Source organism: Chitinophagales bacterium, from assembly GCA_016787225.1.
Taxonomy (GTDB): domain Bacteria; phylum Bacteroidota; class Bacteroidia; order Chitinophagales; family JADJOU01; genus CHPMRC01.
Genome location: JAEUUY010000014.1, coordinates 69,196 through 91,202, shown reverse-complemented (window position 1 = coordinate 91,202; position 22,007 = coordinate 69,196). Strand labels below are relative to the sequence as shown.

General features: G+C 36.4%; 25 protein-coding genes and 1 tRNA gene. 11 read left to right on the top strand and 15 right to left on the bottom strand.

The window, feature by feature from the left end; translation table 11 throughout:
* Positions 1-117: 117 nt before the first annotated feature.
* The 6 genes from JNL75_05240 to JNL75_05215 form a co-directional block, all read right to left on the bottom strand.
* Complete coding sequence (locus JNL75_05240) at positions 118-423, bottom strand: GIY-YIG nuclease family protein (GenBank protein ID MBL7789221.1); 306 nt, start codon at positions 421-423, stop codon at positions 118-120.
* A gap of 55 nt (positions 424-478) precedes the next feature.
* Positions 479-551, bottom strand: a tRNA-Phe gene (locus tag JNL75_05235).
* A 49-nt stretch (positions 552-600) separates the two neighbouring features.
* Positions 601-1,503 carry a lytic transglycosylase domain-containing protein gene (locus tag JNL75_05230; protein ID MBL7789220.1) on the bottom strand — a complete coding sequence of 301 codons (903 nt, stop codon included), beginning with the start codon at positions 1,501-1,503 and terminating at the stop codon, positions 601-603.
* Between the two features lie 12 nt (positions 1,504-1,515).
* Positions 1,516-2,010 (bottom strand): DUF2480 family protein, encoded by a 495-nt coding sequence (locus tag JNL75_05225; GenBank protein MBL7789219.1) that lies wholly within the window; start codon positions 2,008-2,010, stop codon positions 1,516-1,518.
* Positions 1,997-2,743, bottom strand: a complete 747-nt coding sequence (locus JNL75_05220) for a 5'-nucleotidase C-terminal domain-containing protein (protein MBL7789218.1) — start codon at positions 2,741-2,743, stop codon at positions 1,997-1,999. The genes JNL75_05225 and JNL75_05220 overlap by 14 nt, the downstream gene beginning before the upstream one ends.
* 1 nt (position 2,744) lies before the next feature.
* Complete coding sequence (locus JNL75_05215; protein MBL7789217.1) at positions 2,745-3,275, bottom strand: hypothetical protein; 531 nt, start codon at positions 3,273-3,275, stop codon at positions 2,745-2,747.
* An 85-nt stretch (positions 3,276-3,360) separates the two neighbouring features.
* Between JNL75_05215 and JNL75_05210 the strand changes: the two genes are divergently transcribed.
* From JNL75_05210 to JNL75_05185, 6 genes are all read left to right on the top strand, one after another.
* Entirely contained in the window at positions 3,361-3,699 is a 339-nt protein-coding gene (locus JNL75_05210; GenBank protein ID MBL7789216.1) for an iron-sulfur cluster assembly accessory protein, read from the top strand.
* 61 nt (positions 3,700-3,760) lie between these two features.
* Complete coding sequence (locus tag JNL75_05205; protein MBL7789215.1) at positions 3,761-4,213, top strand: hypothetical protein; 453 nt, start codon at positions 3,761-3,763, stop codon at positions 4,211-4,213.
* A gap of 27 nt (positions 4,214-4,240) precedes the next feature.
* Positions 4,241-5,896 carry a thioredoxin family protein gene (locus JNL75_05200; protein MBL7789214.1) on the top strand — a complete coding sequence of 552 codons (1,656 nt, stop codon included), beginning with the start codon at positions 4,241-4,243 and terminating at the stop codon, positions 5,894-5,896.
* A gap of 5 nt (positions 5,897-5,901) precedes the next feature.
* Positions 5,902-6,108, top strand: coding sequence for a hypothetical protein (locus JNL75_05195; protein ID MBL7789213.1), 207 nt, complete (start codon positions 5,902-5,904; stop codon positions 6,106-6,108).
* Between the two features lies 1 nt (position 6,109).
* The gene (locus JNL75_05190) at positions 6,110-7,048 is read left to right on the top strand and encodes a substrate-binding domain-containing protein (protein MBL7789212.1); all 939 of its coding nucleotides are present in this window, start codon (positions 6,110-6,112) and stop codon (positions 7,046-7,048) included.
* Between the two features lie 85 nt (positions 7,049-7,133).
* Positions 7,134-8,675 (top strand): tetratricopeptide repeat protein, encoded by a 1,542-nt coding sequence (locus JNL75_05185; GenBank protein MBL7789211.1) that lies wholly within the window; start codon positions 7,134-7,136, stop codon positions 8,673-8,675.
* A 3-nt stretch (positions 8,676-8,678) separates the two neighbouring features.
* Here the strand turns inward: JNL75_05185 and JNL75_05180 are convergent, their stop codons facing one another.
* The 9 genes from JNL75_05180 to JNL75_05140 form a co-directional block, all read right to left on the bottom strand.
* On the bottom strand, positions 8,679-10,010 hold the full coding sequence (locus JNL75_05180) for a hypothetical protein (protein ID MBL7789210.1): 1,332 nt from the start codon (positions 10,008-10,010) through the stop codon (positions 8,679-8,681).
* On the bottom strand, positions 10,007-10,561 hold the full coding sequence (gene ruvC / locus JNL75_05175; protein ID MBL7789209.1) for a crossover junction endodeoxyribonuclease RuvC: 555 nt from the start codon (positions 10,559-10,561) through the stop codon (positions 10,007-10,009). The genes JNL75_05180 and ruvC overlap by 4 nt, the downstream gene beginning before the upstream one ends.
* A gap of 13 nt (positions 10,562-10,574) precedes the next feature.
* On the bottom strand, positions 10,575-11,078 hold the full coding sequence (locus JNL75_05170) for a hypothetical protein (GenBank protein MBL7789208.1): 504 nt from the start codon (positions 11,076-11,078) through the stop codon (positions 10,575-10,577).
* A gap of 18 nt (positions 11,079-11,096) precedes the next feature.
* Positions 11,097-11,390, bottom strand: a complete 294-nt coding sequence (locus JNL75_05165) for a type II toxin-antitoxin system RelE/ParE family toxin (GenBank protein MBL7789207.1) — start codon at positions 11,388-11,390, stop codon at positions 11,097-11,099.
* Between the two features lie 49 nt (positions 11,391-11,439).
* Entirely contained in the window at positions 11,440-11,607 is a 168-nt protein-coding gene (locus tag JNL75_05160) for a hypothetical protein (protein ID MBL7789206.1), read from the bottom strand.
* Positions 11,608-11,641: 34 nt separating this feature from the next.
* Positions 11,642-12,748: a glycosyltransferase gene (locus JNL75_05155; protein ID MBL7789205.1), complete on the bottom strand. Its 1,107-nt coding sequence runs from the start codon at positions 12,746-12,748 to the stop codon at positions 11,642-11,644.
* Positions 12,749-12,758: 10 nt separating this feature from the next.
* Positions 12,759-13,352, bottom strand: a complete 594-nt coding sequence (locus JNL75_05150; protein MBL7789204.1) for a hypothetical protein — start codon at positions 13,350-13,352, stop codon at positions 12,759-12,761.
* Positions 13,353-13,380: 28 nt separating this feature from the next.
* Complete coding sequence (locus JNL75_05145) at positions 13,381-14,796, bottom strand: L-serine ammonia-lyase (GenBank protein ID MBL7789203.1); 1,416 nt, start codon at positions 14,794-14,796, stop codon at positions 13,381-13,383.
* 91 nt (positions 14,797-14,887) lie between these two features.
* Positions 14,888-15,958: a hypothetical protein gene (locus tag JNL75_05140; protein MBL7789202.1), complete on the bottom strand. Its 1,071-nt coding sequence runs from the start codon at positions 15,956-15,958 to the stop codon at positions 14,888-14,890.
* Positions 15,959-16,041: 83 nt separating this feature from the next.
* On the opposite strand from JNL75_05140, the gene uvrB reads away from it, so the two are divergent.
* From uvrB to JNL75_05115, 5 genes are all read left to right on the top strand, one after another.
* The gene (gene uvrB / locus JNL75_05135) at positions 16,042-18,075 is read left to right on the top strand and encodes an excinuclease ABC subunit UvrB (protein MBL7789201.1); all 2,034 of its coding nucleotides are present in this window, start codon (positions 16,042-16,044) and stop codon (positions 18,073-18,075) included.
* A 14-nt stretch (positions 18,076-18,089) separates the two neighbouring features.
* On the top strand, positions 18,090-18,989 hold the full coding sequence (locus tag JNL75_05130; GenBank protein MBL7789200.1) for a hypothetical protein: 900 nt from the start codon (positions 18,090-18,092) through the stop codon (positions 18,987-18,989).
* 135 nt (positions 18,990-19,124) lie between these two features.
* Entirely contained in the window at positions 19,125-21,011 is a 1,887-nt protein-coding gene (gene htpG / locus JNL75_05125) for a molecular chaperone HtpG (protein MBL7789199.1), read from the top strand.
* A gap of 156 nt (positions 21,012-21,167) precedes the next feature.
* Positions 21,168-21,569, top strand: a complete 402-nt coding sequence (locus JNL75_05120) for a hypothetical protein (GenBank protein ID MBL7789198.1) — start codon at positions 21,168-21,170, stop codon at positions 21,567-21,569.
* 12 nt (positions 21,570-21,581) lie between these two features.
* Positions 21,582-21,980 carry a hypothetical protein gene (locus tag JNL75_05115; GenBank protein MBL7789197.1) on the top strand — a complete coding sequence of 133 codons (399 nt, stop codon included), beginning with the start codon at positions 21,582-21,584 and terminating at the stop codon, positions 21,978-21,980.
* Positions 21,981-22,007 lie beyond the last annotated feature (27 nt).

Sequence of the window (22,007 nt, the reverse complement as noted above, 5' to 3'; positions counted from 1 at the left end):
ACTGGAAGAGGGATTTTCTTAAAAATCTCTAACTGAAAACAGTCGAGTATTATGAAAATTTGGAGTGGTGTGGGGCGGCCCCGAAGCTTCGGGGCGAACACGCCGACACTTTATTTGTTATAACTTTTCCACTTTAATAGTGAATTTCTCATAAACTATCCTACAGAAATTTTCCAAATAAATCGGGTCTTGGATTAACTTTTCAATAAATTTTCTTGATTTCATCTGCTTAATATATTTCTCTACAATTCTCGCAGATTTTCTTGTATCAAGAATCAAAGCCAGTTTTAATTCCCAATCATCGGCTATGGTCGTACTGCTAGTTTTATAAAAAGAACTATTATGCTGCTCCTGTCGATTGATAACATCCACAGATTCTCCTACATAATATCGGTCTATCTTAGCAGAAAAAATGATATACACAAAATGCACCTATGAGAATTAAAAAGCCCCTATAAAATAAGGGGCTTGTATGGAGTGGTGTGGGGCGGGATCGAACCGCCGACACAAGGATTTTCAGTCCTTTGCTCTACCAACTGAGCTACCGCACCGAATTTTTTGAGTGTGCAAAGATAGATTTTTTTCTTAAAGATGTGGATATTATTTAATAGGGGTGGCAATAAGTATAGCCGTGTCGTGCAGCGAAGTGATTTTATTGCCTCGTATCCAAGGATTTAACGTCCGTATAGTCTTGTAGTTGGTCTGATTATCCTTGGCCCAAAGTGCCAAATCATAGATAGGTAAGGGTACCGACTTTGGCTCTGAATTCTGGGTAGGATAGGCATCAATCCCAAACTGATAAATAAATCCATACGACTTTGGATTTTGAAGAATTTCCTTATAGGCTATGAGTCGAAATACATAGCGCGAGGTTTCTTGATTTAGCCACAAGTTATAATAATTGTCCTCAAGTTGTTCATTTATTTTTCCTTGAAGCCCCGCCATGCCCATATTATAGGAGGCTGCAGCTAGTGTCCAATTGCCATACTTTAAATAAGCAGCGTTTAAATATTTACATGCAGCTCTTGTAGATTTTTCAATATGGTAGCGCTCGTCGATCTCATCGTTTATGACTAGACCATACTCTTTTCCGGTTTGTTTCATGATTTGCCATGTACTAGCTGCACCAGAAGGCGATGTGACATGTCTCAAACCACTTTCTGCTACTGCTAAATATTTGAAATCATCCGGAATGCCATTTTCTTTTAAAATTGGCTCTATGATGGGAAAATACTTCTCTGATAGTTTCAAGATTTGAAGCGTGTTTCCTTGCCAGTAGACATTGCTGGAAAGTTCTCTGTCAAGACGCTCAAATACCTCTGGATCGTTCATAGGAACAGCTTCTCCTGCGAAGTCATATACTTTATTCTTAACTACAGAGTTAATCATTTGATAGGAGATACTGTTCTCATTTTTGGTATTGCTACTAATCAAAAAAAGGATATTGATCGCTAATAATACAGCGAGTGCGCTATACAAGATATTTTTATATTTCTCATTCATATGTAATGAAATTTAATTTTTAAATAATGGTACAGTACTACAAGATTCTCCGAAAGACAAGGCTTTAACTAGAGGAGTCAATTTTTGTGTCAGGAGAATGTAAGGTTTTTGCGAAATTTTCTCTTTACTGCATCCTTTTATTAAAAGTCGTTTTCCTTTATATTCGGTATAGTCTTTGTTCGCTATGATGTGCATCAAAATATCTTCTTTATAGCTCTCCGTTTTTAGAATACATGTACTGTTCACTTCTTGGAGTTTGTTAGCAATTATGAGATAGGCCCATTGAGGAATGATAGCTTTATTTGAAATATGTAATAGGGTAAATTTATCTCGAAAAACAGTCCAATCTTTCTTGTCGATCAGCTCTCTGAATTCAGCCTCCTTCAATATCATTTCTTTAAAAAGAAAGTCCTTGAGATCCAAAAACATTAATTCTGATTCACTTGGAATCCACTGTTCTATGTCAATTTGAATGATGGATTTGGCTTCTAATTTATTCGTCAACATTGGATTTATTTTTTACTATTCTACCATCTATACTAGCTTGTAAATTTTTTTGATATCTGGCATAGCTTATCAAGGCATCGCGTATAAGTATATTAAGGTTTTTATGCGGCTTATCTATTAATACATTCATACCATCCCCACCTGTAGCTATGTAATCGCTCACTATTATATTATAGTTTGGCTTTCTAGTTCCCCCTACACTCCAATCTAGAATTTTATTATCGTCACTAAGTTTGAGATAAAAACCCTTAGATACTGGCCATCCATCCTTTTGGGCGATTCGCTCCAGCATAATTTTAAAATCATTGCTATCTACATCCACTAGAACTAATTCATTCTCAAAAGGCATGAGTTCAAAAATATGCTTAAGCAAAATAGGTCCAGAGGGCAGCGATTTTGTTCTCAGTCCCCCATAGTTACAAATTGCCACATCTGCTTTTTCTGAAAGATTATTGCTAGTATACCACATCATACCGTCTGCCACCCAATTTCCAAGCGTGCTCTCCACTTTTTTCTTTGTGAGTGTTTGATCAGAATATGCTATGGTATCATTCATTGTTCTTTCCAATTGCAGTCTATATGGCTTTAGAAAAGAATCTAATCGGGAGTTTGAGAGACCTTCCGTGCCTTCTACTCTATGAGATTTATTTTCAATTGATGAAATGCGGGTAGAGGCATCGCAAGATGTAAGTGCTAATGTGATAATAATAATACCATTTCTCACTAAACTCATCTTAAACCATTTTATATAAATCTTTTTTCAGGGCTTCAATGACAGAGCTTGTAGAAAGTTTGCCTTTGCTTAAAGCGGATTCACTCAAGAGCTTGACCGCTAAGTCCTTAGAATTAGCAGTAGCTGGCAACGACTGGGCTGTTTGGATTATTTCTTGTAGCATTTGATCTTTAGCCAGACAAATCATCGTCCAGGTTTGATTAGGAATATACAGTTGTTGAGAGAGGTTGTGCTGAAATTCATTATTAATTTCCTGAGTGAGGAGAAATTGGAACTCTTGGGCAGTGAGCTGAGGTTGATTGAGACGAGGTATAATACTGCTAAAAGAAATACGCTCCATAAAAAGCACCATACGCTCAAAGGCATGAATCTGATTGGGAAGTATTAGTTTATTAAACTCATCTTTTCGCTTTTTGGCTTGCGAAATGTTATCTCTTTTTAGCCAGTGATTTAAAAACATATAGACCAAAACCAATACTCCTATTTGAGGGATAATAAGTTTTAATAATTCATAAAAATTGAAGTCGCTCATGGTTTTTTGTCTATTTTTGAAACGCAAATTAAGGAAATTTCGTTCTAGTCATATCATTAATTTTAGCAAGATATAATTTCTTAACGTGAACCTACAAGGCAATATTGTAAAATTTACTCCAGGAGCGATAACTCAAATTAAGCGGTTGATAGCTAATGAACCACAAAATTCACATAAATTTCTTCGCTTAGGAGCTAAGAACGGTGGATGTGCTGGGTTTTCCTATATTTTCGAATTTGATGACAAAAAAGACTCCGATGTGATAGAGCACCTAGATGGTTTTTCTATGGTAGTAGATATGGCGCAGGCAAGCATGATTCACAATTTAGAAGTAGATTATGAGTCTGGTCTTAATAATAGAGGCTTTCTTTTTAAAAATCCAAATGCAAAGACCACCTGCGGCTGTGGGACTAGTTTTAGTTAAAAAATCATTAGATATAAACTCCCTAGACAATTTACATATCTCATATTTAAACTTATTTCAAATGAAAAAAATTATTTTAACCCTTTCTATCTTATTTATGGTTCTTGGTTTGAGTGCGCAAGCCACCAAAGGAGTTTCGCAAATCAAATGGACCGTAGTAGCCAAAAAAACGGGAGCCAATACTGCCGAAGTATATTTTAAAGCGACACTAGCGCCAACATGGCATATTTGGTCACAAGACCCTGGAGATGATATGCTTATACCTCCTACGTTTACATTTAGTGACAAGGCTGTAGTGGCACAGGGCAAGGCGAGAGAACTTGGCAAGAAGATATCTAAAGCAGAAGAGGGATTTAAAAATAAACTCAATTATTATGAAGGTACTGTTGTATTTGTACAAAAGGTTAAGTTTACAGGACAGAAAACCATAGCGGGTTCTATCAATTATCAGATATGTGACCCTACGAAGTGTTTGCCACCGGCTGATTTTAGCTTCACCGCTGCGGTTAAATAGTTTATTTTTATTTATTAAATTCATTTTGTGAAGAAATTAGTTGCTCTTTTTGTTGTTTTTGTCTTAATAATTGCTCTTCCGAAACTATTTTTCAAACCTGTTGAAAAGGCTAAACATGAAGAGCCGACAATTACTTCGGCAGATTCTACTAGTCAAAAAGAGTTAGATGATATCAATAAACTATTTGGTGAAGAAGGTCAAGTTGGTGAAACCAATGACAGTTTTCCAACAGAAGCCGTCGCTGCGGATTCAGCAACAATTGCAGATGATGGATATGGCGTATATGGCAAACCACTAACAGATTGTGGCGATGACAAACACGAAGAGTTAAACCCTTGGTCTGCCTTTTTTATAGGATTGTTAGGGGGTTTTGCTGCATTATTTTTCCCTTGCACCTTTCCTATGATACCTATGACCATGAGCTTTTTCTTAAAAGGTTCTGAAAAAGGAAAAGGAACACGAAACGCAATTTTATATGGATTTTCTATTTTTCTAGTATATTTTCTGTTAAGCCTTCCGTTCAACTTTGGATTATTAGGAGGAGATGCGTTAAGTAATTTCTCAACGAATATTTGGGTAAACCTAGCATTTTTTGTGATTTTCTTGGTTTTTGCTATTTCATTATTTGGCTTCTTTGATATTTCATTGCCTTCTAGTATTGCTAATAAAATGGATAGCAAATCAAGCACAGGTGATTTTATCGGGATATTTTTCATGGCATTTACACTTGCTATTGTTTCGTTTTCGTGTACTGGGCCTATACTTGGTTTAGTGTTAGCTAGTGCAAAAGACGCTAAGTTTATTACCCCAGCATTCTCAGGATTTGGATTAGGTTTAGGAATTCCATTTGCAATTTTTGCATTATTCCCCAAAGCAATGGCTAAGTTGCCAAAGTCAGGCTCTTGGTTGGATGTTGTAAAAAATGTTTTTGCCTATATTGAACTAGCTTTCGCCTTTAAATTCCTGTCCAATGCAGATTTAGTTATTCAATGGGGATTGCTAAAAAGAGAGCAATTTGTAATTATATGGATAATTATAGCCATTTTGATGGGGCTTTATTTGATCGGAAAATTTGCATTTAAAGCGGAATATTTAATTAAGGCGGGTTTAACAACAAATATTCTTGGTATAACAAGCTTTATTTTCGCCATTTATTTAATGACGGATTTTTTTGGTGGTGAATTAAATCTTATTAGTGGATTCCCTCCACCTAAGACTTATAGTATAAGCGAATACAAAGGTCATTTTGAACAGCATGAAAATCAATATGACTTGGCTTTAGAGAAAGCTAAAAAAGAGAATAAAATTTTATTTGTTGATTTTACAGGTCATGCCTGTGTAAATTGCAGAAAAATGGAGGAAAATGTGTGGCCAGACAAAATGGTTTATGAAGATATGAAGAATAAATTCGTGATTGTTTCACTTTTTGTAGATGAGAAAACATCTCTACCTGAAAATGAAAAGCGATATTCTCAAAAGCTAAAAAAGGAACTAGTGACTGTGGGCGATAAATGGTCAGATTTTCAATCCACCAACATGCATCATTTATCTCAGCCCCAGTATGCCCTCATAGATCCAAATAGTGGAAGAATTATAAACGAACCACTGGCAAATTACAATGAAGTCGGAGTGTTTAAGAAGTTCATAGATTGTGCTATAAATTACAAAAAGCAAAATCCATAAATAACATGCCCTCACGTTTCATTTTCTTTTTTCGATTTGCTATTGCCTTGGGTTTTTTAGGATTGGCTATTGCTATTTATGTTTATAGAGATATGACAGGTCTTTCTTTGATGCAGACTTATACCTTCTTTGCCCTATTGGTGATTTATGGTCTTTTTAGGGTTTATAGAGCCTACAAAGCGGGAGAGGATGTCATTCCAAACAATGAATAATATGAATTATCTATATAGACTTACATTTTTAGGTTTCGCACTTGGGCTAGTCATTTCATGTGAAGAAAAAAAACTTTTATCGGATACTACCACTTCGGGACGAATCACAGTAGTAGCAGATGAAAACTACAAGCCTCTTCTGGATAGTGAGGTTATGGTTTTTGAAAGTCAGTATCCCGAAGCTAAAATCAATATGATTTATAAGCCAGCTGCTGAAGTGGTAAAGGCTATGGATGACGATAGTGTCCGTATGATTATCACTGCAAGTGCTATAGACACAGCATATTATATTTCATTTTTTCAAAAAAGAGATTATTCTCCTAAAAATGCTTTCATAGGAAAAGATGCCGTGGCTATCATAGCTAATAATAGTCGTCAAGGATTGAAAATGACAACGGAGGAGCTAGCGAAAGTATGTGCAGGCGAAATTACAGATTTTTCACAATTGGTGAATGGTGGAGGTAGTGGCAAAATAACCTTGGTTTTTGACCATGCAGCCTCTAGCACGGTAGAGTATATTCAAGATAGTCTATTACGAGGGAGAGCCCTGACCACTCAAGCTTTTGCGCAGAAGGCCAATCTCGAAGTCATGACTTATGTACAGAACAATAAAAACGCATTGGGAGTTATCGGTGTCAATTGGATTAGTGACAATCAAGATGAAGAGAATCTGGCTTTTTCTAAGCATATATTTCCTGTAGAAATGCGAGATGCGGCTAATTCACAATACTATTACCCTCCACATCCTGGCTATATAGCATCGCACCTATACCCTATGCGCCGTCTCATGCGGGCTACGCTTAAGGAAAATGGATTGGGCTTAGGACGTGGATTTTTAAATTTCATGACGGGTGAAATCGGACAGCGAATTGTGCTCAAAGCTGGTCTGGTACCCGCTAATATGGTAACAAGAGTGGTACAAACCAGAAAAGAATTGTAAGGATGACAATTTGGTTAAATATCATAAAATAAATAAACCCTACCTTTACGAACTTATTCTTAGATACAAATTTTTAAAATAAACCATGAATAAACCAATTTTATTTTTTTTAGCGGCGAGTTTTACCATGACTAATTTACTAGCACAGTCTAAACTAGGTCTGCAAATGCTCCAGGATGAGCGATGGATCTCAGCAGAAAAAGAGTTTGCAAAATCCTCCGCAGAAGAAGATATTTTTTATAAGGGATTTGCCCAAATGAAGCAAGAGAATTTGGAAGCAGCAAAAGCTAGTTTTAATTCTATCGCTACCAAACCTTATGGAAAAATTGGACTTGGTTGGCTAGAGTTAAATGCGAAAAATAAAACAGGAGCAAGTAAATTGTTTGAAGAAGCCGCTAATGAAACAAAAAATAAAAATCCAGAAGTATTTATAGCTATTTCTAGAGCTATAGCGAACTCGTCGATAGAAGAAAAAGACGAGGCTATTGCTTGGGCGAAAAAAGCCTGCGATATGGTCAAATCTAATGCAGATTATAGAATCGTATGGGGTGATGCCTATCTTAGCAATCAGGATGGAGGTAGCGGGAATATTCAATATGAATACGCTCAACAGTATGCTCCGAATACCGCACTACCTTATGCAAAAATTGGATATTATTATTTTAGAGCTAAGGTATATAAGGAGGCTTTACCAAATTTTAATAAAGCATTATCGATAGACCCAAACAATACATTTTCATTGAACTATTTAGCACAAATCTATTATAGGTACAAAGTCTATGACACCGCGGAAATGTATCAGCAAAAATTACTTCAGATTGGAGATAAAAGTCCTGAAGATATGGCTTTCTTAGCCAATATTTACTTCAAGGCTAAAAACTATGAGAAAGCCATAGAGCAAATCAATGAAATTATCAAAGGTGACAACAAGTATAATTATCTGAATCGATTGATAGGCTATTCATACTATGAGACTGGTAAATTTCAAGAAGCAATAACTTTCTTAGAAAAGTTTTTAGAGACGCAACCTAGAGAAAAAATTCTTTCTGGCGATTACGAATATTTGGGTAAAGCTTACATAGCTCTGGGAGATAAGGAAAAGGGAGTAAGTAACCTTCGTAAGGCTGTCGAAATGAATTCTAAAGATAAGGATGCGGTGAAAAGTATCGTTGAGGCATTTAAAAAGGCTAAAATGCCAGCAGAAGAACTTGAGTTTGCAAAGAAAGTGGTGGAATTGCCAGAACCTGTAGCTTCAGATTATTTAAATCTGGGTTCAGCTTTGTATAAAAATAAATTATTTGAAGAAGCTGATGCTACATTTACAAAAGTATTAGAGTTGTCCCCAAATTCATCAGATGCATATTATATGAAGGCTAAGTGTAAAGTATATTTGGATCCTGAGCAGACAGCAGCTTCTGCGAGGGAAGACTATACCAAGTATCTTGAGATGGTAGTCGGAAACGAGGAAAAGAATAAGAAAAAAGTCATAGAAGCGAAAATCTATCTTGCCAAAATCGCTATCAAAAATGATAACGACAAAGCTAGAGCTAAGACTTTATTGGATGAAGTTCTCGTTCTAGACCCAGAAAGCAAAGAAGCTACCGAGTTAATGGAGTTTACGAAATAGAACTCAAAAGTTCTTCTTCCTTATCCTCCACCCACTCGGATAGAGATTAAAAAATTTAGACTTTTCTATTTTAGCGAATCCTAGGGGCTTATCTTGGAATTGAAAAAGAAAGCTTCCATTTGATAAATTTAGTTGAGGGTCTTCGCACGATAAATAACTAAGGGCCTGTTCGGAGGTTAAGTCAACCGATGGGAAGCCTTTTTTTTCATAATGAAGCATGGCTAATCCTTGATGCGGGTCTATTTCTTGACCTTGGTATTGCCCCACTTCTATACCAATTTGTTTAATATAAAACTGTTTTGATAGCAGTGGTAGTTCATCTAAGAGATAACTCGGAGCTAGAAAGAGAGAATTTTTGAATTTATAGGTGCTATAATCCTTCAAATCTTCATTATTTATAAGATTTGATAGCCATGGGTTGATGTGGTCTCTACTAGATTTTTTAAGGGTTGGTTCGTAATTGCCTTTTTTACGAAGTACAGAGCAGAAAAAACCTTCGCCTTTCACTCTATGAGGTAAAAATCGATAGCCTGTTATATTCGGGGTTTTTATGATATCGATGTTCCATTTATCTTTTATTTCTAGATCCAAAGTTTCAAAGTCGAAGTCTTTGCTCAAGAGTTTTTCAAGCAAGAGTTCATTCTCATCTGGATTGTATGTACAGGTGCTATAAATTAAGATGCCACCTTCCTTGAGACTACCCCAAATGGATTTGAAAATATCAAATTGTCTGTCGCTGCACATAGCAGCAATTTCTTGACTCCACTCCTTTCTCGCATTTCTATCTTTGCGAAATAATCCTTCACCCGAGCAGGGAGCATCGATCAGTATACCATCAAAATAGTTTGGTATTTTTTTAAAATCTTCAGGCTTGTTTTCAGTCACTAGGAAATTGGGATAGCCCCACTTGGTCAAATTTTCACGTAGAACACTGTTCCGCTGAGGGATGATTTCATTGGATATAAGGTATTGATGAGGCCGCAAGTGGTCGAGTATAATGGTGCTCTTGCCACCTGGTGCAGCACAGAGATCAAGCACTCGATCCAGCGATATGTAGGTTTTCACCTTATCTAGTATCCAATCTATAAACATAGAACTAGACTCTTGTACATAATATTTCCCTTGATGAAAACAAGGGTCTAAGGTAAAGTAAGGTCGCTCTGAGAGGTAGTGTCCATGCCGTGTCCATGGAATTTCAGTTGATGCTAAGTTGTGATTTTTTCTGGGATTATACCGAATAGAAGTGACAGGTTCATATTCCAAACTGTTTAAAAATTCTTCCCAGTCATTGGGGAATTGTTCTTTGATGCGATTTTGAAAGTCTGTAAAACTCATTTCTTTATCCTATTTTTATTATCTGTGAGAAATGAAGACCAGTCTGAATATTTCTTAGTACCACCGTCTCCTATGCCACCGTTAAAATGATGGCAAACTGCTACTGCTAGGGCATCGGTGGCATCAAGAGAATTTGGCATCACATCCATCTTACATAGTGTTTGCAGCATCTTGGCTACTTGCTCTTTGGTCGCATTGCCATTACCCGTGATAGACTGTTTGACTTTTTTAGGATAATATTCTGCCACTGGAAGCCCCAATGAAAGAGCTGCCACCATAGCCACTCCTTGCGCCCGTCCTAGTTTGAGCATACTTTGAACATTCTCACCATAAAATGGACATTCTACAGCACATTCGTCGGGTTTGTATTCTAGAATGAGTGCCTTGATTTTTTCGTAAATTTTTAGCAATTTCAATTGCTGATTCTCTAATTTATTGAGACGCACTTCTCCGAGACAGACCGTAGAGATGACTCCTTTTTTAACAGAGATAATACCATAGCCTAAATGCAAGGTACCGGGGTCTATTCCTAAAATGATTTTCTCTGACATCGTAGAATGAACATCAATTCGTGTAAAAAAGTTTACGAAAATAGTCATAGCGCTTCCCTATATGCATGGATTGCAGCGGAAATGCTATCGTTACCTCTGGTAATTGCTGAATAGTGGGAATTAGGTTTTCAACGCTATAGTTTGAAATAAACAAATAATCTAATTGCGTGATTTTCGGAAATAAAATGGAACGTTCACCCTTACATTGAATGAGCAAATATTTCGAAACTTCGGTTTTAGATAAAATTCCTAAGTCAAAAAAATCATCGTCTTCAGTTTTATTATTTAGCTCTAATGCGTTTACTTTCGGCTCAAAGCTCGTGAATATAGGAAGATTGTCAAGTATCGTATCTTGATTCATCGCCATTAGATTGCTATAGAATGAAAGTTGGATTCCTAGATATTTATTGACTTGATTACATAACACCGCTATACCAGTTGCTGAACTTATTCCCATATAAAACAGTTCCCCACCTTTCGGGTCAGATAAGTCTATCTTGTTTATAGATTTAGCCAAATAACATGAATTTAAATATTATGATGGGTAGTCAAATAGATCTCTACTTGTATGAAAAACTGCGTAAATTTCTACGAATTTCATTTCTAAATCTACTGTATAAATTGATAGAAATGGAAATTTTAGTAGTGGAAAAAATCTAAAAGTATGATAACGTATTTCTAGTAGAGGGTTAGCTTCTAGCTTTTCTAGAGCTTCTACGAATTCATTTTTAAATTTTAAAGCTATTGATGGTGAAATCTCCAAGTAGTATTCAAACGATATATCAAAGTCAAGTTGAGCTTCTGGAGATAGGTGAATCTTAAAGCTCATATTTCTCTTTGATTCTTTGTAGAAATTCTTCCTTTGACACAAATAAATTTCAAGGGGTTTTTAATCTCTTAATGAGAACTTCCTTCTGCTTATCTGTCAATTGAAAATCGTTAGAATCAAATTGTAAATGATCTATGAAATCAGAAATTTCTTGAAAATGTTGGCTATCTAAATCCTTTAGCTTATCACTAATTCTAGTTATTTCAATTACTTCCATTTTTTTGGGGATTTTGTTTTTACAAAGATAACGACTAATTTTTTCTCCATTTAAACTTTATAAAGATAGATAGAAATGGGAAAATCAATAAGCTAAAGCTATAAAAGGCATCAAATAATGCAGTGTAGAAAACAGGTTTGGACTTCCATTGAAGATGCTTAGATATTTTATACAGAAAGAAAATTTTTAAAAGAATGAAAGTAAATATTAATCCAAATATAATAAAATGAAAAGCGAAAAAACTCATCCATATCCAGATGCAAAACCAGAATAAAAAACTGTATAGAAGAGGCTTTGATAGTTCTATTTGTATAGACTTATCCAGAAATTTTCCTTTATGAACATGACGAAGTTTTTGCTTGCACCAAGCAATAAAACTGGTATGTGGAAAGGAATAGACCAGACTTTCAGTGAATACATCTATTTTTTTGATTGATTTATAATAGTTCACCAGCGTAGTATCATCGCCACTTCCTAAGTCTTGAAATTGTTCTAAATATTCTTTTGACCATAGTTCTTTTTTGAAGGTCATATTTCTGCCAATGCCCATGTATGGTTTTCCTATAATCGTAAAGTAAAGAAAGTTTATAGTGGTGTGAAGGGCATCGAATCTAACCCATTGATTCATAAATCCATTTTGTGATATATATGGAGAAAGACCAAGTAGAATATCGCATTTAAAATACTGTATATGCTGTGAAATAGAAGATAGCCAGTATTCAGAAGCAGGATAGCAATCGTCATCTATTGTTATCATCCATTCATTATTAGCCAAGCTAACACCATAGTTCAAGGCTTGCTTTTTTTCAATATATGGAAGGTCAAGAATGGTGATATTTTCAATACGTAGTTTTTCTGTTTCTAATGATTTTTTATGCAATTCTTCCAGAAGCTCAATAGGAGTATTTTTACAAACTACAATAATCTCAAATGTGGAATAGTTTTGTGATAATATTTTTCCCAAGTAATTGAGTAAACGAGGCGCAGTGCCTTCTGTGCAGATAATTATGGAAAATGGGAGGGGAGGATAGGAGTGAGAAATCTCAGGTGAATAGCGTGATATGATAAAGTATTTTTTATAGAGATTCGAGAGGTGGAGTATTAAAAAAATACTAGATAATATACCAAGCACCCATTCCACAAGATAGCATTTAAAATTTAAAGGTATTGATGAGATGGTAAATATCGGCATCTACAAATTCTATTGCAGGACGTAAAGAATCATAGTTTGGAGTTGTGGCAAAGTAAATGGCTCCTCGTATAAACTGATTTTTATAATCCGTTAATATGAATTGTTTATCAGATGCAGCATTACCACCTACGGAGTAGATGAGCCCTTTGATATTCGGCTTATCAATAACGGAGTCCTTTATAAAACTGGCCTTAGACATATGCTTGGATGTCAGCTTATAGGAGTCTTCCAGTAATTTTGCCAAGATCATTTCATCTTCATAATACTTATAGCTAAAATGGATTTTGGCATTGAGTTCTGGATAAACTATATTGAACCAACATGAGTCTGATGCTAACCTTTGATTGCGAAATGAATCTTTATTTTCAATGTAGGTATAAGTCGGCATCTCAAATCCGAAGCCACATTCAGAGGTAAAAGGCTTGTATTCTTTTTTGGGAAAATAGAAACGGGGATAGGCTTTTTCTCTTGGAATATTATCTTCCGTACAACCTGTAATTAGTGTTAAGTTGTAAGTTATAAACGTTAAGTATAAAAAATTTTTAATATTCATGTCAGCATTCTTTTAACTTTCGACTAACTTAGCATTCTGCTATATTCACTGAAATATTGGTAGCTAAGCCTGCTTCAGAGGTTTCTTTGTATTTAGTATTCATATCAAGTGCTGTTTGCCACATTGTTTTGATGACACTATCGAGGGAAACTTTCGCCTGTGAAGGGTCACTTTCTAAAGCTATATTAGCAGCTGTGATGGCCTTCATAGCCCCCATAGTATTACGCTCTATACAAGGCACTTGAACTAATCCAGCTATCGGATCACAGGTCATACCGAGGTGATGCTCCATCGCTATTTCTGCTGCCATCAATACTTGCCCTGGGCTTCCTCCCAAAATTTCTGTTAGCGCTGCTGCTGCCATGGCCGAGGATACGCCTATCTCTGCCTGACAGCCACCCATAGCTGCACTGATGGTGGCAGATTTTTTAAAAAGTGTACCAATTTCGCCAGCGGTAATGATGAAATCAACTATTTCGTTATCATCGATATCGTCTAAAAAGCATACCGCATACATTAGCACAGCTGGTAAGACGCCTGCTGCTCCATTGGTAGGAGCGGTCACGATACGCCCATAGGCGGCATTTTCTTCATTGACGGCTAAGGCGAAAACACTGACCCATTTATTGACAAGGTTAAAATCTCTTTTAGAATGCTGCAGAAAAGAAATACACTCTTCTATCGTCTCTAACTTTTGACCATGGGTTAACTTGATAAAAATTTCATTTGCTCTGCGTTTCACATTTAGTATACCTGGGAGCATACCTCCGCGTTGCATTCCCCGCCAGATGGCATCTTTCATTTCTCTCCATAGATGTAGAGCTTTAGACCTTACCTCATCTTCTGAATACCATGTGCATTCATTAAGCATTACCAGCTGACTTACGCTTAGGTTTAGCTTCTTACAATTTTTTAAAATTGTATCCCCGTCATGACACGGTAGTTTGCTGCTAGATTTCGATTGACTGCTTGCAGTCTCTCCCTCTTCCTTTATAAAACCACCGCCTACCGAAAAATAGGTTTTAGCTACTTCACTGCCATCGTTTAATTTTGCTGCTATTTGCATGGCATTGGGGTGCTCTGGGTGCGTGTAGTTCATGTGAAACTGAATAGCATTGTCAAAAGGAATTACTTGCTGACCTCCTAATGCTATTGTCTTTTCTTCATCTATCTTTTTTAGAGTAGCATCTAGTAGGGTGGTATCGAAGGTTCTGAAATCATAGCCACACAAACCAAGAGTCACAGCAAAATCAGTTCCATGTCCTTTGCCTGTTTTGGCTAGAGATCCATATAAATCTACATGTACCGCATTTACAGATGTTAATAGACGCGAGTTCGATAAATGATGGCAAAATGCCAAAGCGGCCTCCCAGGGCCCCATTGTATGCGAACTTGAAGGCCCAATCCCTACTTTAATAATATCAAATGCACTGATAGATTCCATTGGACAAATTTAGATAAGATTATGTTATCTTATCTAGTTTTAATTAATCCTTAGAGGTATACCAAAGTAAGACTAAAGATAAGGGATTCGTTCACCTGTATTTTTCAGATGGAAATCTTTTGTTCAATTCAAGAATTACAATTTTTTTACCCAAAACTTTTGTAGAATTTGATATAAAATCAGCCTCTTCGCTAGGACTCATATTGAAAACATTGACAGGTGTTAAAATGATCTTTTTGTCATAGCCATTTTCAATCTGCCAAATGTATTTGGCTATAGTGTGGTCGTATGGTTCCATGTTAAACTGTGCGCGACGATTGTTTAGCACCTCTAATTCATTGCTATCTAATAGAGAGTAGATTAATTTTTGATTGACAAAAAGTATTGAGTTGTCAACATTATATGCAGACTTATAAGGATGGTGCTTGCTTTGATTATAGTGTTGGTTTAGATTCGTTATTGTTTTAGCTTTGTCTAATAGACCCTTGTGACAAAGTTCTAGCATGATTTTATCCAAGTATAATAAACTACTATCTATTCCATGTTTTAAAAGGTGATTCATCATAGAATGTTTTTCAAAGATGGCATTATAACATCCTTCGTATTTTTTTTCACGGAGTAATTCACATAGTTTTAAATAGTTTAAAGAATCCGTGTTCCAAATATTTGATTTATGTGGTTCTATATTGTACATCTCTACTTGTGATACAATTTTCATGGCTAGTTCTCGCACATTTTTATCCTCATATGCCATACGTTCTATCTTACCTTCAAATTCGCTACAGATAAAGTTTTTCTGTACATTTTTTAAAGGATATTTTCTAGTGGTTTTATTCTGTATAGCCGCTTGTACTAATTTACTGTAACTGTATTTTTCAATTGGTTGATTGTATTGTGCTAAATAAAAAAGCAAGCTATCAAAATACTGATTTGTAAGAATACTGTCTCTGTCTATGAGTTCGAGATATAGTTGAATAGATGAATTTGAAATTTTACCATATCGGAAAGCTTCATTATACTTTTGAATAGCACCACCATAGTTGTCTCTCATAATTTCCTTTTCAGCTTCGTATTGCAGTCTTGGACAGGGGTCTATTTGATATACCTGTGATGATAGATGTTGAAATAGAAAAAAGAAAGTAAATATTGCAATTGATTTCATTAGTAGTTAATTATCTAAAGCAAAGTTAACGAATTTAGACTCCAAATAAAGAATTATAAATTATCTTCACACTCCTATTTCTTATGCAAAAATTTAAACTCGTATCTTCCTACAAACCTGCCGGAGATCAGCCCAGAGCCATTGAAGAATTGGTGCAAGGATTGGAACAAGGACTGGAGCATCAGATATTGCTCGGTGTCACGGGTTCGGGCAAGACCTTCACGATGGCGAATGTCATAGAGAAAATTCAGAAACCTACACTCATTATTACCCACAATAAAACACTTGTATCGCAGCTCTACGGAGAGTTCAAACAGTTTTTTCCGAACAATGCTGTGGAGTATTTTGTTTCTTACTACGATTATTACCAACCAGAAGCCTATTTGCCGAGTTCGGACACCTACATTGAGAAAGATTTATCTATCAATCAGGAAATAGAAAAATTGCGCTTATCTACAACTTCATCTCTCTTATCAGGACGAAATGATGTTCTCGTGGTGGCCTCGGTCTCCTGCATTTATGGTATGGGAAATCCCCACGAATACAAACAGGGCGTTATACAAATTTCTGTCGGGCAGAAAATGACGAGAAATTTTTTCTTGGCTAAATTGGTTGATGCCTTGTATTCGAGAACGACGGCGGAACTGGGTCGAGGAAATTTCAGAGTTGTAGGTGATGTCGTCGAGGTATTTCTTCCCTATATCGATATGGGGTGGCGGGTAGAGTTTTATGATGATGAAATAGAAGCCATAGAGAGCTTCAACCCTGTGACTAATCGAAAAATAGAATCGAGCACTCAGCTGGCTATATTCCCAGCGAATATGTATGTAACCCCTAAGGATTTATTAATAGAAAGTATTCATAAAATCCAAGATGATCTGGTGAAGCAGGTGGACTACTTCAAATCGATAGGCAAACACATCGAAGCTGCAAGATTGACCGAAAGAGTCAATTTCGATATCGAAATGATGCGTGAACTTGGCTATTGTAGTGGGATAGAGAATTATTCTCGCTATCTAGATAAACGCAATGAGGGAGACCGACCGTTTTGTTTGATTGATTATTTTCCTGAAGACTTTGTTATTATACTCGATGAATCCCACGTGACTATCCCTCAACTGCATGGCATGTATGCGGGAGACAGGGCACGTAAGACCAATCTTGTAGAGTATGGATTTCGCTTACCTTCTGCTATGGACAATCGACCTTTACAATTTTATGAATTTGAGTCTTTTCAAGTGCCAAGAATCTATGTGAGTGCTACACCAGGAAAATTGGAATTGGAAAAAACAGAGGGGGTCATCGTAGAACAAATCGTCCGCCCTACAGGACTGCTCGACCCACCAATCAGTGTGCGGCCAATTCTCAATCAGATAGATGATTTGATGCATGAGATAGATTTAAGAGTTCAAAAGAATGAGCGAGTTTTAGTGACTACCTTAACCAAACGAATGGCAGAGGAGTTGACCGAGTATTTCTACAATGCTGGCGTAAAGTCAAGATATATACACAGTGAAGTGGATACGCTCGACAGAGTTGAAATATTGAGAGAACTGCGTATGGGAAAGTTCGATGTATTGGTAGGAGTCAATCTTTTGAGAGAGGGACTAGACCTGCCAGAAGTATCTTTAGTAGCTATTTTAGATGCCGACAAAGAAGGTTTCTTGAGAAATGAGCGCTCGCTGACCCAGACAGCAGGACGCGCAGCGAGAAACGCGAATGGTCTCGTTATTTTCTATGCCGAGAAAATCACTAACTCCATGCAGCGCACCATAGATGAAACGGAGCGGCGCAGAGATATACAAATCAGATATAATCTGGAACACGGCATTACGCCAAAAACGGTGCTGAAATCGAATGAAGAGATATTCAAGCAGACAGCTGTGCTTAATATTCGCGAATACGAGGAAGTAGACGCCATGCCAACATCTATGGTAGCTGAGGAGGGCGAAGAGGAATACCTGAGCAAAGATGAACTTGAGCGCAAAGTCAAAGCAGCTAGAGATAAAATGCAAAAAGCAGCTCGTCAAACCCACTTCGCAGAAGCGGCTTTATATAGAGACCAAATGTATTATTATCAGACGAAATTGGATGGGTTGAAAAGAGGTGACAAATGAAAAGTTAAATCAAAATGAAATTAATCTTCATATTTTTTATAGTATGCAATAAATGTTTGATTTCTCAGTTTCACAGCCAAAAGTTATATGAAAGAGGTGATGCTATTCTTACATATGTGCATGGAGATTTTAAAAAGTTAATAAATATCGATAAGCTAGATACAAATAGTGATAAGTATAGAATTGTAAAATCGATAGAGTTGTCCCTTTTAAATGAAGCAAAAAATTATTATCTTCAGATTCTAAACTCTGAGGATAATTTTGACATTTATGATTTGGCACTATTTTCAATAGCAAAAATTTATGAAACAAATGGCTTTAAAGACAGTGCACTTCAAACCTATTTTTGTATTACAAAAAGTAAGGGATACCATCTACAAACATTTGGTCAGAAGAACGACCACAAATTACGGGTTGATTTAAAACATCCAACCTATATGAGAATAGTTAATTTATCGATGAGTGACTCTAATTACAAACAGGCTTTAACGTATTTAGATTCATTAGAGAAATATCCACCTGTATTTGGGATGGGCTTTGGGGGACATCAGATAATAGTAGAATGGCATCAATATTTATCATACCAAAAAGGGATGTGCTATTTCCAGCTCAAAGAATACGATAAATCATTGTCATTTACTTTACCTTATTTACTAGATACTAGTTTCGATATAAGTCAAAAATTATTTTTATTGTCTAGGTCAGCGATAAAATTTCAATATCCAAGCTTAAACTTTGACAAGGAGTTTAAAAGAAGTATTGATAATATCTATAGAGAGAGAATATCTGAAAAATCTTCACGTTTGTATTTCACATTCTTACGAAGCAGAATTTATTTAACCAATGAGCAACATAATTGTATTTGTGCCGGACGAAATAGTCCTGATAGCTGTATAAAAATACCTCAATATTAGCAAGAACTTAACTTCCCCTTATAAGTATAGTCAAGACTTTCTGATATGGGGTAATAGACATTTTGTCAGGAATTCCCCCTTGGCATTCCATTTGCCTTACCTAAAAATAAACACTTAATATTTAAAACTTAACAAATGAGTACGAAAGGAAAAATTAAAGTAGAAGTCGAAAACATATTTCCCCTTATCAAGAAATTTCTCTATTCCGACCATGAGATTTTCTTAAGAGAACTAGTCTCTAATGCTACAGATGCTACCCTTAAACTGCGCCACCTTGTCAGCAAAGGTGAATCTAAGTCAGAGTATGGCAGTCCTATCATTGAAATCAAAATAGATAAAGAAGCTAAGACCCTCCATGTCATAGACCAAGGGCTCGGCATGAGTGCCGAAGAGGTAGAAAAATATATCAATCAAGTCGCTTTTTCTGGAGCGGAGGAATTTCTGAATAAATACAAAGACTCCAAAGACAGTGGGATTATAGGTCACTTTGGTCTCGGATTTTATTCGGCCTTTATGGTAGCAGATAAGGTAGATATTATCACGAAATCTCATACCGATGCCCCAGCAGTCAAATGGAGCTGTGACGGTAGCCCGGAATATTCTCTAGAGCCTGCGGATAAAGCAGACAGAGGTACAGAAATTGTCCTACACATCAATACCGAGTCGGAAGAATTTCTGGATGAAGCGAGAATCAAAACCCTACTAAACAAATACAATAAATTCATGCCTATTCCTATCAAATTCGGCATGAAAAAAGAATACCTAACATTACCAGAAGGTGCGGATAAGGATGCCAAACCTGATGAAATAGAAGTAGATAATATTATTAATAACCCCAGTCCAGCCTGGACCAAGAAGCCAGCTGACTTAAAAGACGAAGACTATCAAACATTTTACAATGAACTCTATCCTTACCAATTCGAAAAGCCCCTTTTTCATATCCACCTCAACGTGGACTTTCCATTCAACCTCACCGGGATATTATATTTCCCTAAGCTTTCCCCGAACTTACAAGTTCAAAAGGACCGTATCCAACTCTACCAAAATCAGGTATTCATCACCGACAATGTCGAGGGGATAGTTCCTGAATTTTTGACGATGCTGCGCGGAGTTATTGACTCGCCAGATATTCCTTTAAATGTATCACGCTCATATTTACAAGCAGATAATAATGTCAAGAAAATATCGGAATATGTGACTAAAAAAGTGGCGGAGAAATTACAATCCTTATTCAAAGAAAATCGCGAGGACTTTGAGTCTAAATGGAATGATATCAAAATAGTCATAGAATATGGAATGCTCAGCGAACCCAAGTTTTATGAAAAAGCAATGCAATTTGCGCTATTCCCAACCACCAAAGGCGATTATAAAACATGGGATGAACTGAAAGAACTCATCAAAGATACCCACAAGGACAAGGATGACAAAACTATCGTACTCTACACCGCTGACAAGGAAAAGGAATATAGCTATATCCATGCAGCCGAAGAAAAGGGATATACCGTAGTGCATTTGGATAGCCCTATCGTAGCACATTTGATACAGAAAATAGAAGGTGAAAATGAGAAAATTTCCTTCGCTCGTGTCGATTCTGCCCCTGTAGAGCAGTTGATAAAAAAAGAAGATAATCAAATCTCTAAGTTATCAGAAAAGGAAAAGGAGAAACTCAAGACAGCTATCGAAGAGGTAGTGCCTAAGGCTACATTTCATGTGCAACTGCAAGCTCTTGATACCGAAGCTACGCCATTTCTCATCACCCAAAGCGAGTTTATGCGTAGAATGAAAGATATGCAAGCCACAGGTGGCGGTGGTTTTATGGCTATGGGCGGTTTCCCAGACTCTTATGATTTAGTGATCAATGAAAATCATCCAATAGCCACCAAGATATTGGAAGAAAAAGATGCCGAACAGAAAAAGACCATGATTCAAAGTGCCTTTGATATCGCTCGTTTATCTCAGGGTTTACTTAAAGGCTCTGAACTAAATGAATATATTAAAAAGAGTTTTGAGAGATTGCAATAGATGCCACAAAGACACTAAGACGCAAAGCATAAATATTGAGCTAGTTAAGATAAATTCTAAACTGTTTACAATTGTGTTTCAATTGTTGAAAAGTTTTTTTAAATTATTTTAAGTTAAAAACTACATTTGTGTTCTAAACCAATAAAATTTAAAATCATGAATGTAAAAAACTTTTTAATCGGAACATTTGCAGCTGGCGTAGCCTTCTTTTTATTAGGCTGGGTATTTTATGGAATTTTATTTCCAAATATATGGCCATTGGCTGAAGGAGCTACTCCAAACCCTATGTATAGTGTCTTAGGAGGCATTGTTAGCGGTGCTGCTTTATCGTATGTATTTGATAAGATAGGCAATATGAGTATCCAATCTGGTGCAATCACAGCAGCTGTTATGGGCTTGCTTGGCAGCGTATCTATGCGTTTTTATATGATGGGTAATGGAAATTGTACTAGTATGAACGTTTTACTAACCGATGCAGCAGTGAATCTCGTTATCGGAGCTGTAGCCGGTGCAGCTATATGTTTTCTTGTTGGAAAATTTGGTGGTTCTAACGAATAAATCCTAACAATTATGATGAAGTTTGTTGTATCTACTCTTGTAGGATTTGTAGTTTACTTTCTTCTAGGATGGCTATTTTATGGGTTTTTATTTTCTACATTGATGCCTCATCCACAAGAAACACCTGAAATGATGATTATGGTCACTGCAGGTTGCTTCTTTACAGGCTTACTTTTAGCCTACATATTTGTATATCTCGGTGGGGCTGTCACTAGAACAGATGCCATACGCAATGGAGGAATACTTATGGGTATGTTAGCACTCGTCATGCACGCATTCACTTATAACTGTATGCCAGACTGGACTTGGACACATCGTATCATTGACCTTTTTACCAATGTCGTGATGGGCGTCATCATAGGGTGGGCTATATGGTTTGCAGCTAGTAAGGTAGGGAATAAGGAAAATTAAAAAGTTCACCTTATTAATTAATGTATC